The organism is Priestia aryabhattai, from assembly GCF_023715685.1.
Classification (GTDB): Bacteria; Bacillota; Bacilli; order Bacillales; family Bacillaceae_H; genus Priestia; species Priestia aryabhattai_B.
Genome location: NZ_JAMBOQ010000008.1, coordinates 20,015 through 37,053, shown reverse-complemented (window position 1 = coordinate 37,053; position 17,039 = coordinate 20,015). Strand labels below are relative to the sequence as shown.

Annotated in this window: 19 protein-coding genes; 9 read left to right on the top strand and 10 right to left on the bottom strand. The window is 37.1% G+C overall.

The window, feature by feature from the left end; translation table 11 throughout:
• Positions 1 to 28: 28 nt before the first annotated feature.
• On the bottom strand, positions 29 to 952 hold the full coding sequence (locus M3225_RS24535; protein WP_251398867.1) for a peptidylprolyl isomerase: 924 nt from the start codon (positions 950 to 952) through the stop codon (positions 29 to 31).
• A 307-nt stretch (positions 953 to 1,259) separates the two neighbouring features.
• On the opposite strand from M3225_RS24535, the gene M3225_RS24530 reads away from it, so the two are divergent.
• Positions 1,260 to 1,349: a YjcZ family sporulation protein gene (locus tag M3225_RS24530; RefSeq protein WP_074682953.1), complete on the top strand. Its 90-nt coding sequence runs from the start codon at positions 1,260 to 1,262 to the stop codon at positions 1,347 to 1,349.
• Positions 1,350 to 1,385: 36 nt separating this feature from the next.
• Positions 1,386 to 1,481 (top strand): YjcZ family sporulation protein, encoded by a 96-nt coding sequence (locus M3225_RS24525; protein WP_251398864.1) that lies wholly within the window; start codon positions 1,386 to 1,388, stop codon positions 1,479 to 1,481.
• A gap of 35 nt (positions 1,482 to 1,516) precedes the next feature.
• Here the strand turns inward: M3225_RS24525 and M3225_RS24520 are convergent, their stop codons facing one another.
• A complete protein-coding gene (locus M3225_RS24520; protein ID WP_013055312.1) occupies positions 1,517 to 1,696 on the bottom strand; it encodes a hypothetical protein in 180 nt (59 codons plus the stop codon).
• 485 nt (positions 1,697 to 2,181) lie between these two features.
• On the opposite strand from M3225_RS24520, the gene M3225_RS24515 reads away from it, so the two are divergent.
• Positions 2,182 to 2,526 carry a DUF1878 family protein gene (locus M3225_RS24515; protein ID WP_013055313.1) on the top strand — a complete coding sequence of 115 codons (345 nt, stop codon included), beginning with the start codon at positions 2,182 to 2,184 and terminating at the stop codon, positions 2,524 to 2,526.
• Between the two features lie 3 nt (positions 2,527 to 2,529).
• On the opposite strand, the gene M3225_RS24510 is transcribed toward M3225_RS24515, so the two are convergent.
• The 4 genes from M3225_RS24510 to serC all read right to left on the bottom strand — a co-directional run bounded on the left by M3225_RS24510 (position 2,530) and on the right by serC (position 5,934).
• Entirely contained in the window at positions 2,530 to 3,126 is a 597-nt protein-coding gene (locus M3225_RS24510) for an HTH-type transcriptional regulator Hpr (RefSeq protein ID WP_014461677.1), read from the bottom strand.
• A gap of 113 nt (positions 3,127 to 3,239) precedes the next feature.
• Entirely contained in the window at positions 3,240 to 3,635 is a 396-nt protein-coding gene (locus tag M3225_RS24505) for a YtxH domain-containing protein (protein ID WP_251398851.1), read from the bottom strand.
• A 546-nt stretch (positions 3,636 to 4,181) separates the two neighbouring features.
• Positions 4,182 to 4,712, bottom strand: a complete 531-nt coding sequence (locus tag M3225_RS24500) for a tryptophan transporter (RefSeq protein WP_251398848.1) — start codon at positions 4,710 to 4,712, stop codon at positions 4,182 to 4,184.
• Positions 4,713 to 4,836: 124 nt separating this feature from the next.
• Positions 4,837 to 5,934: a 3-phosphoserine/phosphohydroxythreonine transaminase gene (gene serC / locus M3225_RS24495; RefSeq protein WP_251398845.1), complete on the bottom strand. Its 1,098-nt coding sequence runs from the start codon at positions 5,932 to 5,934 to the stop codon at positions 4,837 to 4,839.
• Positions 5,935 to 6,187: 253 nt separating this feature from the next.
• Here serC and M3225_RS24490 point away from each other — a divergent pair, with 253 nt between their 5' ends.
• The 3 genes from M3225_RS24490 to M3225_RS24480 all read left to right on the top strand — a co-directional run bounded on the left by M3225_RS24490 (position 6,188) and on the right by M3225_RS24480 (position 9,402).
• Complete coding sequence (locus M3225_RS24490) at positions 6,188 to 6,742, top strand: PadR family transcriptional regulator (protein WP_251398842.1); 555 nt, start codon at positions 6,188 to 6,190, stop codon at positions 6,740 to 6,742.
• Positions 6,743 to 6,759: 17 nt separating this feature from the next.
• Positions 6,760 to 7,203: a GNAT family N-acetyltransferase gene (locus tag M3225_RS24485; protein ID WP_251398838.1), complete on the top strand. Its 444-nt coding sequence runs from the start codon at positions 6,760 to 6,762 to the stop codon at positions 7,201 to 7,203.
• Between the two features lie 303 nt (positions 7,204 to 7,506).
• Complete coding sequence (locus M3225_RS24480; protein ID WP_251398835.1) at positions 7,507 to 9,402, top strand: acyltransferase family protein; 1,896 nt, start codon at positions 7,507 to 7,509, stop codon at positions 9,400 to 9,402.
• A gap of 102 nt (positions 9,403 to 9,504) precedes the next feature.
• Here M3225_RS24480 and M3225_RS24475 read toward each other — a convergent pair whose 3' ends face one another.
• Positions 9,505 to 9,939 (bottom strand): HIT family protein, encoded by a 435-nt coding sequence (locus tag M3225_RS24475; RefSeq protein WP_251398832.1) that lies wholly within the window; start codon positions 9,937 to 9,939, stop codon positions 9,505 to 9,507.
• A 691-nt stretch (positions 9,940 to 10,630) separates the two neighbouring features.
• Here M3225_RS24475 and M3225_RS24470 point away from each other — a divergent pair.
• Both M3225_RS24470 and M3225_RS24465 read left to right on the top strand, forming a co-directional pair.
• A complete protein-coding gene (locus M3225_RS24470) occupies positions 10,631 to 11,374 on the top strand; it encodes an ABC transporter ATP-binding protein (RefSeq protein ID WP_013055321.1) in 744 nt (247 codons plus the stop codon).
• Positions 11,367 to 12,572 carry an ABC transporter permease gene (locus M3225_RS24465; protein ID WP_251398829.1) on the top strand — a complete coding sequence of 402 codons (1,206 nt, stop codon included), beginning with the start codon at positions 11,367 to 11,369 and terminating at the stop codon, positions 12,570 to 12,572. Before M3225_RS24470 ends, M3225_RS24465 begins: the two co-directional genes overlap by 8 nt.
• A gap of 39 nt (positions 12,573 to 12,611) precedes the next feature.
• Here M3225_RS24465 and M3225_RS24460 read toward each other — a convergent pair whose 3' ends face one another.
• Both M3225_RS24460 and M3225_RS24455 read right to left on the bottom strand, forming a co-directional pair.
• On the bottom strand, positions 12,612 to 13,331 hold the full coding sequence (locus M3225_RS24460) for an EcsC family protein (protein WP_251398827.1): 720 nt from the start codon (positions 13,329 to 13,331) through the stop codon (positions 12,612 to 12,614).
• A 113-nt stretch (positions 13,332 to 13,444) separates the two neighbouring features.
• Positions 13,445 to 14,662 (bottom strand): M20 family metallopeptidase, encoded by a 1,218-nt coding sequence (locus M3225_RS24455; protein ID WP_308215768.1) that lies wholly within the window; start codon positions 14,660 to 14,662, stop codon positions 13,445 to 13,447.
• A gap of 224 nt (positions 14,663 to 14,886) precedes the next feature.
• Here M3225_RS24455 and M3225_RS24450 point away from each other — a divergent pair, with 224 nt between their 5' ends.
• On the top strand, positions 14,887 to 15,552 hold the full coding sequence (locus tag M3225_RS24450) for a phosphatase PAP2 family protein (RefSeq protein WP_251398824.1): 666 nt from the start codon (positions 14,887 to 14,889) through the stop codon (positions 15,550 to 15,552).
• A gap of 48 nt (positions 15,553 to 15,600) precedes the next feature.
• On the opposite strand, the gene M3225_RS24445 is transcribed toward M3225_RS24450, so the two are convergent.
• Positions 15,601 to 16,989 (bottom strand): hypothetical protein, encoded by a 1,389-nt coding sequence (locus tag M3225_RS24445; RefSeq protein WP_251398821.1) that lies wholly within the window; start codon positions 16,987 to 16,989, stop codon positions 15,601 to 15,603.
• Positions 16,990 to 17,039 lie beyond the last annotated feature (50 nt).

Genomic DNA, 17,039 nt, shown 5'->3' with positions numbered 1-17,039 from the left:
CTGTCACATGAGTGACAGGCTCTTAGCATTATTGCTGAGGAGTTTCTACGCCAGATTGACTATCTGTTGCACCTTCTTCGAAAATTGGTTTTACATTTTTATCTTTGACTTTTACTTTTGCTTTATCAAGTTCTTTTTGAATCTTCTTGTTTGCTTCTGTTTGATCTACTTTTGAACGTTTGATTTGCTGCTCAAGTTCTGGTTTCTTTTTGTCAAACGATTCTACTTTCTTTTTATCGACTAGTTTAATGATATGGTAGCCGTACTCTGTTTTGATTGGTTTACTTACTTCACCTTTTTTCAGTTTATAAGCAGCTTCTTCAAACTCTTTAACCATTTGGCCTTCACCGAAGTAACCTAAATCGCCACCGTTAGCTGCAGACTGCTGATCGGTTGAATATTCTTTTGCCAGACTAGCAAAGTCCTCGCCTTTTTTGATTTTTGCTTCTACTTCGTTTGCTGTTTTCTCGTCTTTTACTAAAATATGACTTGCGCGAATTTGAGGTTTTTGAGCTTTATACTCATCATAGGCTTTTTTCAGTTCTTTGTCTGATACCTTAATGCCTGCTGTAGCAGCTTTTTCACGAAGAATATCTACTTTTAGCATATCTTTGACTTCTTTTTCACCTTTTTGCTCAATAACTGAATCCACTTGATCTCCGTATTGTTCTCTTAAAATGCTCAACTGCTGATCAAGCTCTTTATCCGTTACTTTATATTTTTCACTCAATACTTTTTCTTCTGTAGCGCTTCGTACGAGTGTATTAAATTGGTCTTGTCCGATTGTGTCTTTCATTTGTTTGTACAAATCACCTTGTGTGATATTGCCTGCTTTTGTTTCTACAATTACTTTTGAAGAATCGTTTGCATTTGAAGCATCACTTCCCCCACTGCATGCTGATAAAGCAACGAGACTGGCTGCCGTTGTTAGTGCAACTAAGCTTTTTTTCATACGTAAACACTCCTACTCATCATTTTTACTTATGTAGCTTGACTCAAGATTTACTATATCACATTTCCTGATGTTAGCAAATGAAGTTAAAACCACGCAAATTTACATTTATTTTCCACTAATCATTGAGTAAATATACGCTTATGATTGCTTTTTTATAAAGCGTTTTCAAAATGGAGGACAAACTCACAGAGTAATCTGCAAATGAGAAGCAAGAGAAATAAATTATGGAGTTTGGGCTAAAAGCCTAGACGTTTTTTGAGCTGATGCATAAGATGCAGTATTAGTAAACAAAGGGGGTGCTCAAATGAGCGGATGCGGATATGGAGGCGGTTTTGCACTATTAGTTGTGCTATTTATCTTATTAGTCATTGTCGGTTGTGCATGTTACCACTAAGAAACAGGTGAATTTAAAAGGAAAGGAGCGATAGATATGGGTTCTTACGGATGCGGATACGGCGGTGGATTTGCGCTATTAGTCGTATTATTCATCTTATTAGTTATCATCGGAGCTAGCTGTTTTTGCTAAGCCTATAAAAAAGCGGTGAGACATCTCACCGTTTTTTATGTAAATGATACTTCAATATAAGATGAAACTAATAAAATGGTAATTAATACATTAATCGTACGAAAAACTTTAGGCTGTTTTTCAGCTGGAATTTCTTTTTGAATACACAATGTATTTGTTAGTGCATTGATGTAGAATAAAATGAATAGTGCAAATACAATAAAGAATATGTACATAAAAATCCCCCTAACAAAATCAGTGTGACGAAGACAAAAAGTCTTATAGTCATTTATATAGTACAGCTTTGTATGAATTTACAAATATCTATATTAACATTACCAAAAAAGCGGTAAAATAGATAGTTATATATACAGTTGAGCAAAGAATTTCAAAAGGTATTTACATAGAAATGCGGTTTTTATTTTATAAAGGGTAGTTGAGAAGTTGAGAAATTGAGAAATAGGTTTTAAACCAAATAGCAAAGTGAATGGATAAGAAATGAGTGACAGTTAGCCATTGTGCCAAAGGGATTGTTAAAAAGGACAGAGGGATTTATATTAATATATGCAGTGAGTATATAATCAGTATATGAAAATCTTTATACGGTGCGACTTAAACATGAAATGTGAATGACGAAGAAAGAATTATTTGGAAGAACATGAATGAATCATGTACAATATGGAGTAGAGGTATATGAACGTTGAAGGAGTAGGGGAAGCGGATGGAAACTTTAGAATCTCGAGTATCACGTTTAGAATATTACATAAAACTGTTATCTGGGACATCTGAACAAGAAGCTAAACCATTTATTGATTTAGTGGTAAGAAATCAGCTTACAAAGAAGGAAGTAGAGGAAATTTTAATTCTGTGTGAAGATACAAAAAACGAATATATTGAGCAAAAAGCGGAAGGCCTAACAGACTTTGTTCCGCTTCTTACACAATTTGTTGGCATGCTGAATTATAAATTAAATCCTAGAGAGACGGTCGAATCGCTTCGTTATCAACCTTCTTATCAAGACGTGATGAATGAATTTTTTGAAATTATTCAATGGATAAGGGACTAACCATTAAGAGTTTGAAATAGTCTCCTGGTGGTTTTCTTTATCTTTCTTGACAAGTTTGCCATCTTCTTCAGTGAATTCTTCTTCGATATGATGGAAAGATCGCTCGAAGATATCCATAAAATCTTCACCATAAATTTTGCGGATGACGGTCATTAGTTCCATAAACTCAGGGAATTTGCCGTACAAGTCGCGCAACGGAAGTGCGCCGCTGAACACTGAATTATTAGAAGGTTCATAATGTTCCATTAAATCTAATAAAATGGCCTCGCCTTTATCTGTCAGCTGAATGTACGTATTTCGCTTGTCGCTTTCTTTTTTAGAAAACTCAAGTAAACCTCGTTCTTCTAGTTTTTTGGAGAAGTTAAATGCAGTAGAAACATGCATAACTCCAAACTTGGCAATTTCGGAAATGGAAGCCCCGTTTAAATGATATGAAATCCATAAAATATGATGCTCGTTAATATTAAGGTCATAAGGCTTAATCCATTGCTGCCAATCCTTCTCTACGGTTTTCCAAAGGGCTTTACTTAATTGGGCAATGCGTTGGCTAAATAGAAGTGCTTCTTTCAAACTGTAATCTTGATCACTAGTCTTTTTCATCTTCTCCCACCTACTTAGTCTCTTTTTTTATTTATCTTCTATTATGCCAATAAAATAAAAAATTATAAAGATGTAAATTTACAAAATTTTAAAAAATTAAAAAAGAAGGCGTTTTAACCTTCTTTTTTGTCAATTTTTTCATTGGGATTTTTAGTTGTCTGTACATGTTCCTCTAGGTTTGACAAAGAATTTTGGATTTCTTCCAAATGATGCTGAATGGATTCCTTATGAGGAACAATTTCTTTTTTAAACTGACCAATGGTAGTAGAAAGGTCACTTGCGATATTTTTCACTATAGTATTTCCTTCTCTGGCGGTCATTTGTACTTGTTGAGAAACAGCTTTTATTTTTGTTGAGAGCTCTTGTTGTGAAGCGTTAACTCGGTCTTTTCGAGAACTTACACGCTGTTTAAGTTCTCGTCCTGAATATGGAGTAACAAGAAGCGTTGTAATAGCGGCTACGGTGCTTCCGATTGCTGCTCCAGCTGCTAGTTTTTTCATTCTACTCATTGTTTATTTCCTCCTATGTAGTAAAGTAATTGCTAACACTTCCTTCTGACATAATCATAAAAAAATAGCATAGATTTATACAAAAGAAGGAGGTTATCAACATGGGATAGCTTTATTCATTCTTTTGATGATCAGCCTGAGTTTTTTTCTGGCTGCTTTTAAATGGTTTAGCCTTACGACTAGAACGGCTTCATATCCGCCTAAACATGTGCTTAAACAAAAGTCTCTTACATGTGCGACAGTGGCTTTTGCGAGTTTTTTATTGGCTCTTATACTTTATTATGTAACCTAGGATGGGGAACTTAAACCTTTATTACAGAGTAAGTCTTCATACCTATTGTATTAGCTGCAAATGAAATTTAAGTGAAAGAATCCTGTATCATTTCTTTTTAAACAAAAAGTTAAAAGTCGAACTGTAGGCTGTCACTAAAAAATCAGCAACATACTATAAATGAACCGTTTTATTAAAGGTCCGCCAAGCTTGGCGGACCTCAGCTTTTGGTGTAAAAAAAGAGCCTGATTCTTAATTAAATCAGGCTCTTGACGTTACGATAATTTTGCTTTGATACTTGTGCGTTTTAGAACGGATTGAACAATTGGATAAATAACGACCATAACGATTGTATTAACTACTGTTGCAGGTAATACAACTGCAGCAACAAGTGCCATGACGCTATTTCCGCCCGGTAAGCCGACGATTAGCGCGGCAGCTGACAAGAATACGGTTCCTGATACGAGTGTGCCAACAGCTGTTAAAGCAGCAGCAACTGGTGTTTTAATGCCTGTTGTTCTTTTCACAAGCATAAATAATGCAAAGAAAACAAATGCTGTAATTGGTTTATCAACTAAGTTTGCAATATGTCCTCCCGGGAAACTAGACGTTAATGCAGAAATAAAAGCTGTTGTGAAGCTTACTAGTACTACATTTTTTACGCTAGGAAACAACAGGATTGCTAAAAACATCATTGTTAACATCATATCTGGCTTCATTCCAAATAAAATAGGAGGTACCACCGTGTGGAGAACCGCTCCAATTCCGACTAATAACGCTAAAGAAACTAAAACTTTTGTATTCATTTCTCATCTCTCCTCTTCTAAGCTAAGCTCGAAATATACCAATAGTGCGCCTATGCCCATTGCATATATTTACATACTGATTATAACATATTTATGTGAAAAAAGAATCAGTTAATTCTGCCAATTATGCGTTTGCCTGTGCAAATTCATCCATAAAGACGGCAAGAGCTTCACATGCTTCAAGCGGTACAGCATTATAAATAGAAGCGCGGCATCCGCCGATTGAACGGTGTCCAGCTAATCCTACGAAGCCTTTTTCTTTTGCTTGCTGTAAAAATGCAGCTGTTAGCTCATCGTTTGGTAAAGTAAACGTTACATTCATAATTGACCGGCTTTCCTCTGTAGCGTGAGGGGTATAGAAACCGTTTGAACGTTCCATGCTTGTGTAGAGTAACTTAGCTTTTTTATGGTTTTGAGCTTCAATTGCTTTAACGCCACCTTGTTCTTTAATCCAATCTAAAACAAGTGAAAGCATATAAATGCCAAACGTTGGAGGAGTGTTGTAAAGAGAGTTGCTCTTTACATGTGTCTCGTAATTCAGCATTGTTGGTAAACCTTCAGGAATACGTTTAAGCAATTCTTTCTTCAGAATGACAACCGTTACACCAGATGGTCCGAGGTTTTTCTGAGCACCAGCATAAATGAGTGAGAACTTAGATACATCAATTTGACGGCAAAGAATGTCGCTTGACATGTCAGCAATTAAGTCTACTCCTTCAATAGAAGGATAGTCAGCCCATTGTGTACCAAAAATGGTATTGTTGGACGTGATATGCAAGTAGCCAATATCTTCTTTTGAAAGCTTTAAATCATTTAAAGCTGGAATAGAGCGGTAGTTCTCTTCTTTGGTAGAAGCAACCACTGCTGTTTTTCCAAGTTTTTTTGCTTCTTTTAATGCTTTTTCTGACCATGATCCAGTTAGCACATATGCACCGACTTGATCAGGAGCTAAAAAGTTCATTGGAATCATAGAGAATTGCAGGCTTGCTCCGCCCTGCAGGAATAAAATTTCATGTGTATCTGGAATGTTAAGCAATTCCGTGAGTGTTTCTTTAGCATGTGTTAATACATCTTCAAACTCTTTACTGCGATGTGATAATTCCATCACAGACATACCTGTATTTTTGAAATTAACTAGCTCCTCTTGAGCAAGTTGTAAGACAGGTAGGGGAAGCGCAGATGGACCTGCATTAAAATTATAAGCTCTGTTTAACGTAATCACATTAATTCCTCCTCAAATTAGTTCGAACACTCATCATACAAAATGGCTAATGACTGATGTCAGAAAGAATATCATTATACTATCATGAAAACCATTGATTGTGGAGGTAACTTTTCAAAAATTTAAATTAATCTGTAAAGAGAAAATAATAGAAAAAAGGTAAATGAAAAGTATATGCAAACATGTTTTGGCAAACATGTAAATGAAATGTTTATATGCTATACTGATGGAAGAAATAATGTGGAGGAACAGAATGAGAGTATTAAAATATGCAATATTAGGGCTCTTAGATCAGAAGGAGCTCAGTGGGTATGACATTACCAGACTTTTTAAAGAAGAGATCGGTAATTTTTGGAGTGCTAAGCACAGCCAGATTTATCCCGAGTTAAGGCGATTAACAGAAGAGGGATTTATTCGCTATGAAACCGTGATTCAAGGCAAGAAATTAGAAAAAAAGATGTATTCGATAACGGAAGAGGGAAGAGACGAGTTAAGCAAGTGGCTCACTACAATTGATCCTATTCCTGAAACAACTAAAGATGAATTTATGTTAAAAGCTTATTTTGCTTCATCTATGTCAATAGAAGAGTTAAAGCAACAAATAGATAATCAATTATCAAGCAGGAAAGTGAAGCTGACTTTTTTAAAGAAACGAATGGATGACCTTTTAGAACAAGTTAATCATCATATTACCGTTTCTTCTCCTCAATTTGGTCATTATTTGGTGCTATCTCGCGCTCAAGACCGGGAGACAAGCTATATCAATTGGCTGGAACGTACGCTGAATTTAATTGAAAAAGAACAATAAGAAAAGGTGAACGGATCATGACTTGGTGCATAAAATCATTTCAAGAGCTGACAAACGGTGAACTTTATGAAATTTTACAGGTTCGCACCGCTATTTTTGTTGTCGAACAGAAGTGTGCTTACTTAGAAGTAGATGGAAAAGACAAACTTGCTTATCACTTGTTCAAAAAAGAGGATAGAAAAATTATCGCGTACCTTAGAGTTTTACCAAAAGGAATTAGCTATCAGGAAGCTTCTCTTGGGCGCATTATTGTAAAACAAGAACAGCGCGGTACAGGTCTCGGAAGAGAACTAGTAGCAAGAGGAATTGATTTTCTAGAGAATGAGTGGCATGAAAAAACAATTAAAATTCAAGCTCAAAGCAGACTTCAAACATTTTATGAATCGTTTGGTTTTAGACCTATTTCCGATATTTATTCAGATGAAGGGCTCCCCCACGTAGATATGCTAAAGGCACCGTAGAAACTTCACCAATTGTGTGAAGTTTTTCTATTTCCGAAACGGGTAAGGTGAAAGAAAGATGTTAGGCTTTAGTACTGCGCAGATAGAATCGATATGACTACTACTAAATTAGTAGTTTATGAATAAGATAGATAATGAATTTGTTTCTTTTTACTTATTCTTTGATTTTAAGTAAGTGATATATTGAAGAAAGTAATAATATTGTATATAATGATTTTTGTAACAAAAATGTAACAATTACGTAATATTCTTAATGTTTATTGAAAGAGAAATTTGTTGTACATATTGCTTGGAGGCATTTTTATGAGTGCAAAAGAAAAGAAAAATAGGTATATATATAGTTTGGATGGACTTCGAGCCTTTGCTGTCATGGCTGTCATTGCTTATCACTTAGGCTTTGGATGGGCATCTGGAGGATTTTTAGGAGTTGACGTTTTCTTTGTATTATCAGGGTATTTAATTACCTCGATTTTACTGGTGCAATCTTGGGAAAATCCTTTAAAGAATTTGAAGCATTTTTGGATCAGCCGTACGAGAAGACTTCTTCCAGCTGTGTATGTGATGGTAGTATTAACTGCAGCGTGGGTTATTTTATTTAACCGGCCATTGTTAACAACGCTACGAGGCGATGCATTATCGTCTATTTTTTATATGAGTAACTGGTGGTTTATTTTTCATAAAGTTTCATATTTTGATAGTTTTGGATCACCGTCACCATTAAAGAACTTATGGTCACTTGCTATTGAAGAGCAGTTTTATATTGTGTGGCCACTCGTTTTATTGTTGGGTTTAAAATTTATCAAAAAGAGAGGAATTCTTTCTCTTTTCATTTTAGCTGGAGTAATGGCTTCAGCCATTCTGATGTCTTTTTTATATGAGCCAGGAGGAGATCCTAGCCGCATTTATTATGGAACCGATACTCGGCTGTTTGCCCTTTTAATCGGGTGTTTACTCGCATTTGTCTGGCCAATGTATCGTTTATCATCAAAAAACCTTCCAGCTGCGGGCAAGCAAGTATTAAACGCAGTAAGTATGGTGAGCTTCTTTGTATTTATTCTCTGCGTATGGAGCGTTGATGAGTATACTCATGCATCTTTTCTTTATCAAGGTGGAATGCTGCTGATTTGTCTAAACGCTGCTCTGTTGGTTGCAACGATTAGTCATCCTAGTAGTTTTTTAGGAAAAGCTCTGTCGTTTAAACCGCTTCGGTGGCTTGGTACTAGATCATACGGCATCTATTTGTGGCATTATCCTGTTATTGTTCTTACAACACCTGTATCCGAGATTGGTCGTCCGGTCTATTGGCATGCGCTGTTACAAGTAGGAATTACATTTATCATTGCTGAACTTTCGTACCGTTACATCGAGGTGCCTATCCGCACACGCGGCTTTCGCTATTATTTCCGGCACTACCACCCGAGAGAGCTTTTTAAATGGCGTAACCTCTCTCGTTCGAGACAAGCGGTTTTGGGCAGTCTCATTTTCTTTTTGGCACTGTTTACAGCGGATATGACAAGCTTTGCTATTAGTACGCAACAAAAGGATGAGACTGCAGCAAAAGAGACAGAGGTTAAAATTCAAACGAATCACAAAGAAAATGCTTCAACTTCTGTCAAAGATAAGAACAAAGCGGAGAATAAAAAAGCAGAGAACGCGGAAAAGAATTCTGGAGAAGAAAAATCAGATGCAAAAGAAAAGCAGCAGCCGAATTCTTACAGAGATGTTCTTGCGATTGGAGACTCGGTCATGCTGGATATTGCTCCTAATCTTAAAGAGATGCCGCTTAGTATTACGATTGACGGAAAAGTAGGAAGGCAGCTCAATGAAGCACTGCAGCTAACTCCTAGTTATCAAGCATTTAATAATCCGAACAGTGCAGTGATTATTGAGTTAGGAACAAACGGCTATTTTACGAATGAAGAACTTGAACAACTGTTAAAAGCTTTTTCACAAGCGGACGTTTACTTAGTAAATACGCGCGTTCCTCGTTCCTGGGAAAGCACTGTGAACAAGAACTTGAAAGCTGCTTCTGAAAAGTTTGATCACGTCACGCTCGTTGATTGGTACTCAGAGGCTTCTAAGCACCCTGAATACTTTACATCAGACGGTGTCCATTTGGTACCTGAAGGATCAAGGGCATTAACAAAATTGATTGAAGAGCGTATGAATTTAGAAGTTAAGGCGGAAAATCGTTCATAATGAGTGAGAGGCCGCATTATGTTTTATATCATAAACTGATTAAACGTGTGTCAAATGAATAGATAAAACAAAAAAAGCTTACGGGTGTAAGCTTTTTTTGTTTCAAGAAAGGCGAGAAGAAATATTTCCAGAGATTTCCTGAAGTTTTTCCGGCGTGTATTCGCTTGTATGTTCTTTCCATACAGCACCGAAGCCATCGCCTTCCCCGTAGCGAGGAATAATGTGCATATGATAATGAAACACCGATTGACCAGCTTTTTCACCGTTATTATTTAAGATGTTTAAGCCGATTGGGCTGTATGTTTCTTTAATTGCATTTGCGATTTGAGGAACCACTTCAAATAAATTGCGCGCAATTTCCGGTGTTAGTTCGTGAATGTCTTTTTTATGTACTTTTGGAATCACCAGCGTATGACCTTTTGTTACTTGACTAATGTCTAAAAAAGCTAATACATGTTCATTTTCAAATACTTTTGCACCTGGAATTTCACCGCGAATAATTTTGCAAAAAATACAGTTTTCATCATGTGTGCTCATTATGTTCACCTTCCGTTACCAATATAAATGTATGGGTATACATGTACGTTTATTTTACCACAAAGTAGAAATGCAATCAGCAGGCAAGAAATAGCCATTCGTATTTTATACACAAAAACGGGATGCAAACGATTATGCATCCCGTCATGTGAAGAAGGAAAAAATAGCTTTTAATGCAGCATATGATCTTTAAGGAACACCTCATTTACGTAATTCCATTGCCTAATGAAACAGTAACTTGAAAAAGTATATTCTCTTTAACAAACACCTCATTTAAGCATTGAGCTAAAAAAATATACAATGTGAACGAAATCGTTCTTGGTCTTTGACAAACACCTCATTTACACAGTAATAAATGAACATTATTGTCTACCCATTATATATATTCTTACTACGTTCATGACTACCATCCCCTTATGAATCAAACATACATCGATTTACAATAAGGTTTTCTGAAATATGCCTGCTGTAGACACCTCATCCCAAATGTAAGAAGCTTTGTAATGATTAGTTGTAATCAATAACTTGTTTTCCTTCTTCCCTATATAGAATGTCCCGATATTTCGTTTATATTCTGGAAAAATTAACCGAAAAGAACTGAAAACGATGTGAGGAAGAAAAAGATTTGGTACAATAGAGCAAATAGCACTTGCGCTTGTAGACAAAAAAGAACAAATAAAAGGAGATAGTGATGGGTTCTTTATTGCAAATTAACAATATTACAGGGGGATATACAAAAACTCCCGTCTTAAAAGATGTATCGTTTGATGTAAATGCAGGTGAATTAGTTGGGTTAATCGGCTTAAACGGAGCCGGCAAAAGTACAACGATTAAACATATTATTGGATTAATGGAAGCAAAAAAAGGAAGTGTATCCATTAATAATAAAACCTTTCAACAAGACCCAACAGGTTATCGAAGTCAGTTTACTTTTATTCCAGAAACTCCTGTGCTATACGATGAATTAACATTAAAAGAACATTTAGATATGACAGCTATGGCTTATGGACTTGAGCCTCAAACATATGAAGCCCGTCTGCAGCCGCTTTTAAAAGAATTTCGTTTAGACCGGAAGTTAAAATGGTTCCCTGCGCATTTTTCAAAAGGAATGAAGCAGAAGGTTATGATTATGTGCGCCTTTTTGGTTCAGCCGTCTCTTTATATTATTGATGAACCTTTTTTAGGTTTGGACCCGCTTGGTATTCAATCTTTACTTGATTTGATGACGGATATGAAAAAGCAAGGTGCAGGTATTTTAATGTCCACACACATTTTGGCGACCGCGGAACGCTACTGCGATAAATTTGTTATTTTACATAACGGAGAAGTAAGAGCGCAAGGAACACTTAAGGATCTTCAAGAAGAATTTCAGATGCGCAATGCTACTCTTGATGAAATTTATATTGAATTAACAAAGGAAGAAGGCTATGAGTAAGATTGATGCATTATGGAAGCAACGATTTCAGCAGTATTTAGTGGATGTAAGAAGATATACAAAATATATCTTAAATGACCACATTAAATTAGTGTTAATTTTTGCGATTGGCGGTTTGGCCTACTATTATCAACAGTGGTTGAGTACACTAACACCTGCGTTTCCTTCGGCTGTAGTGATTGCAATCCTAATGGGATTGATTTTAACAATGGGTCAAATTCAAACGTTTTTAAAACGACCTGATTTAGTCTTTTTACTTCCTTTGGAGACGAAGCTGCAGCCTTATTTTAAAAAATCTTTTTGGTTTACCTTTACGATTCAGCTTTATATTTTATTATTTGCAACGGGTGCAGCAGCGCCTCTTCATGTAAAAGTAATGCATGATTCTTACTCAAACGTTTTTGTGTTTTTTCTGCTATTACTCATCCTGAAAGTTGTAAACTTAGGCATGTCTTGGTGGGCCGTATGGTTTGAAGAAAAGTGGGCGAAGTGGACAGATTATATCGTCAGGTTTTTCTTGAACGCGGTTTTTACGTATTTCTTATTTTCGCATGCATACGTATTCTTTACAGGAATTGTAGCGGTGATTATAATTGCTCTAGCCATTTATTATCGCTCCCTTACAAAAAGAAAGCCGATTAAATGGGAAAAGCTAATTGACTTAGAAGAAAAGCGCATGGGCTATTTTTATCGATTAGCTAATTTATTTACAGACGTCCCTCAGGTAAAAGAGCGAATCAAACGCCGTAGATATTTAGATTGGCTATTAACACGTATTCGATTTCGTCAAAGTGCCACTTACCATTACTTGTACACCAGAACATTTTTGCGATCAGGAGATTATTTAAGTCTGCTCGTTCGCTTAACTGTCATTGGCGGATTTTTAATTGTAGCTGCGCCGTTTCAATACGGCAATATAGTGGTTGTTTTATTTGTCGTATACATGACGGGTTTTCAATTACTCCCGCTTTGGAAACAGCACAAGCAGATTTTATGGCTTTCTCTTTATCCGGTTGAAGCTAAAGAGCGAAAAAGTGCATTTTTGGACGTATGGAAAAAAGCGCTGTATGTACAAATTTTTGTGCTCGCCATAGTGGTGGCTTTTTCTAATATAGTTGCCGCACTGCTTTCCACGGCAGCAGGTGCTATATTTATTCAATTATTTGTAAAGGCATATGTAAATAAAAAATTAACGTAAAAAAAAAGCTCCATTTGGAGCTTTTTTTACGTTTTTAGACTACTTTTGAGACGAAGATAATATCCGAAAGCGATAGACGTTCATCGCTACTTTTGTGAGATGATCAAGAAGCTGATAATTGGCATACGCACCTACGAAAGCTCCAATTCCCGGCATCAGCTGAAACATTTTCACAACATCAATGTAATCGCGGTATTCTTGTTGAAAAGCTTTCCAATCAAGCTCAAGAAGTTCCTCTTTCTTTTTCTCCCAGTTTTCTACTACTTCGAGGAGCTTAGTTCTATGGTCTTCGCTGCAAAAGGCAAGATGAAAAATATACAGCATATAAATTCGCTCTTCTTTTTCTTTTACGTCAAAACCATACGTAGCAGCAATGTCAAATAAGCACTTCATTTTAATGGAAAGAAGAAGCGGGAAATCTGCTGCACCTAAAAGGAGGCCGCCTGCACCAGTACCAGCTCCTTCTACAGCAGCAGTTTTTTTGTATTTAGGTATGAGCTCCAAAATCTTTTTCTCTTTTTCTTCAAACGAAAGACCGCTAACATCTCTTTTTTTAGTGGTGAAATCGGATCCAACAAGCGTGGTTTCAACCATTTTTTTTATGCTTTCAGTCATAATCATATGGACTTTAACAGGAATTTTTTCATTTATTTTAAATTGTAAAGATTTTGCGGTACGTTGAAATTTAGAAGGTCGCTTCAACATGCTAAATTTCCAGTGTTCAGCTTCTTGTAACACTTTTTCTTCATACGTATTCACAAAAGTCACCTCATTTCATTCGATATAAATACTACGTTTTAAGTGAGAAAAAGTTTCCTAAAATAAAACAACAAGCACTCGTCTGCTTATCTGGACAAATGCTTGCTGAATGATTAATTAGCTTTTATGACGTTTTTAGAATTTTTAGAAGGAGCATGTTCTCTTAAATACTCAACAGCAGCCGTACCAAGCGTTTTAGCTGCGATAAGCATTGCTTTTTCGTTAAAATCAAACTTAGGGTGATGATGAGGATAAGGAGCATCTACACCTTCTGGCTGAGCCCCGGTAAAAAAGAACGTCCCTTTAATATGCTGCAAATAATAAGAGAAATCTTCCCCAGTCATGTGAGGCTCCGTTTCTTCGACTGTATGAACCTCATCGGTTTGAGAAGCAACAGAAGCAAGAAAGGCCGTTTCTTCCGGGTGGTTTACGACGGAAGGATAGCCGCGCGTATAATTCAGTTCATAAGAAGCATCCGCTGTTAAGCATGTACCTTTGACAATTCGTTCGATTTCTTTTTCGACATCATTTCGTACATCTTCGTTAAATGTTCTTACCGTTCCAATTAGTCGAGCAGAATCGGCAATAATATTAAATGCATTTTCCGCTACAAAAGAACCTATGCTCACAACCGCTGAATCAATTGGATTTACACGTCTGCTCACAATTTGCTGTAAATTAACAACAAGCTGAGAGGCGATGACGATTGAATCTTTTGTTTTGTGGGGCTGTGCACCGTGTCCGCCTGCTCCTTTAATCGTAATTTCAAAGCGATCAGCAGCAGCCATAATAGGGCCCGTTCGATATTGAACAACACCAGTCGGAGTTAATGACCATAAATGCGTTCCGAATATCGCGTCCACACCGTCTAAGCATCCGTCCTCAATCATGGACTTGGCTCCTCCAGGAGCGTATTCTTCGGCATGCTGATGAATGAAGACGATTTTACCACAAAGAGAATCTCTTATTTCAAAAAGAGCTTTAGCAAGGACTAAAAGAGTAGCCGTATGACCATCGTGACCACATGCATGCATCACACCCGGAACAGTGGATTGATATGGTACATCTTTTTCATCTTGAATAGGAAGGGCATCAAAGTCGGCTCTCAAAGCTACAGTAGGACCAGGGTTTCCTCCTTGAATGTTTGCTACAATACCGTTTCCTCCGACACTGGCTTGGTAAGAAATACCGATTTTGTCATAAAAAGACCGAATGTAGGCAGCGGTTTGAAATTCTTTAAAAGACGGTTCTGGATACTGATGCAGATATCGGCGAATTTGAACCATTTCATCAAATTTTTCTTCAAGTAAAGTATGTAGCTTGGAATTCACATAACCATATCCTTTCTGTATAAGTTGAATAAAGTTTTGAATTTTTTGACATTTTAATCATTATATCATTATCTATAAAAAAGAAAAGAATGTAAGCGTTGTTATTGAAAAAAGTAATTGAATCATGAAATATTTTATATACATAATAGATACATAAGGTGAGAAATAGGGATAAAGAATGAGTTTTTTACCAATTTTCTCATGAGATAATAGGAGGTAACCATATGGTAGATTCACAAACTGTATCCCTGTACAAAAAAATGGTATGGATGTTTGGGATTGCGGGTCTCGTTTTTTTAGGAGTGTTGTTTGCTGTCTCGACAGATTCTTTTCAAGGAGATTATTGGCTTGTGTCAGCTATAGAGAGTAGCATCATTCTTCAGTCAACGTCATCTGTTTTTCACGGCCTGTCTTTTTTAGCTTCAAAGGTGATGATTATTGTTCTTTTAGCTGTACTTATCGTTTTTTTATTTTTCAAAAAGGACTATATCGGCATGATATCGGCATTTTTACTTATTTTAAGCGGTGATATTATTAATAAAGCAGTTAAAGATGCGGTAGAACGAGGACGTCCTCTTGAAGGCATCGAAGGCGACAGTTTTCCAAGCAGTCATGCGATGATGGGAATTCTTCTCTACGGTCTGATTATCTTTTTTCTGACCAAGCATATGAACAATCAAAAGTTAGCCAAGTGGTATCAGCGTGCAATTACTTTAATCATTTTATTAATCGGGATGAGCCGTATTCTATTAAGAGAACATTTTTTAACAGATGTTTTAGCTGGCTACAGCTTAGGACTTATGTGGCTTATTGTAGGCATTTTCTTCTACACACTTGTTTATGCGTATGTAAAGCCTTCAGCAGAAAAAGAGTTTCCAAAAGGTATGTAAAAAATATATACATATGGCCCCCCTTCATAAAAAGAAGGGGGCTTTTGTTTAAACTAGGAACATCGCGACAATCGTTGTAACGACTAATCCAATCGCTACAGGTTTTAAATTGCGTCTGGCGAGTTCAAACGGACTGACTCCGCAAATCGCAGCAGCTGGAATCAACGCCCACGGAATCAAGGTGCCTCCCCCAACCCAAATCGCAGCAATTTGCCCTAAAGCAGTTAGCGTGGCAGCGCCCGATCCTAAAGCAGATGCAAATAAATGAGAGACAGAGCCTACAAGTGAAATGCCTGAAAAGCCTGAACCATCTAATCCAGTAATAGCTCCTAGCGCAGTTATAGTTACAGTAGCGACTTGTGCGGTTAACGGCACAGTTGAAGCAAGCGCAACGCCTAGGTCATTTACAAGTCCATGTGATCCTTTTGGAAGAAAGTCACCAATGATTGTTGTGAATCCAACATCTCCTAAATAGAAAAAAGCTGCAATCGGAATAACGGGTCCGAATACTTTGAAACCAAACTGTAAGCCTTCAATCAAGTAGGAAGTCGTTTGTTCGAGACCTTTTCCTTTGTGAGCAATAAGCGAAACCACCACTAAAATAAACAGAGCTGTACCTCCAACGAGAGCAGTCGCATCTCCTCCCTGTAAATGAAGGACGAACATTGCCCATACGTCTATAGCAAAGAAAAGTGGAACCGCAATGGCTAAAGCACGGCGTATAGAAGAAGAAAGGGGTGTGGATTGGACAGAAGAGCTGCTCGTTAAAATTGTCGGTTGAGCCTGAATTTTATTGTGCTTCATATCTTGTTTTAGAAAGTAAAAAGCAGAGAGCGTTGTAACAACTCCCATCACAATGACAAGAGGGACACTTGCTTGAACAACCTCGTGAACTGGAAGTCCTGCTGCGTCAGCCGTTAGTTTAGGGGCAGCTTGAATAACAAAGTCTCCTGAAAGCGCAACGCCGTGGCCGAATAAATTCATCGCTACAGCTACGCCTATAGCTGGAAGCCCTACGCGGATGGCAACTGGTAAAAGCACGGCTCCAAGTAAAGCAACAGCTGGAGAAGGCCAGAAAAAATAGGAGATGGTCATCATAACTAATCCGATAACCCAATAGGCAAGAGCAGGTGTTTTAATGAGGCGAGCAAAAGGTGAAATCATCGATTCATTTATTCCTGTAGCCATTAAGACTTTACTCATGGATACAATGATTGAAATAATTAAAATGGTAGGAAGCAGTTCTGTAATGGCATAAATGAAGCTGGAAAAAACAGCGCTGACGGAGTGGCTTAACGAAGAGGTGGCTGTTAAGGAAAGTAAAAAAATCCCGAGTATACAAAGAATACTCGTATCTCGCCGCATAATCATAAAGCCGATAATTAAGGCGATAAAAAGGACATACATCCAATGAAGAGCTCCAAGCTCTATGCCCATAAAAATTCCTCCCAATAGGTGATGTGGTATACAATATGACGTTTGTGCCT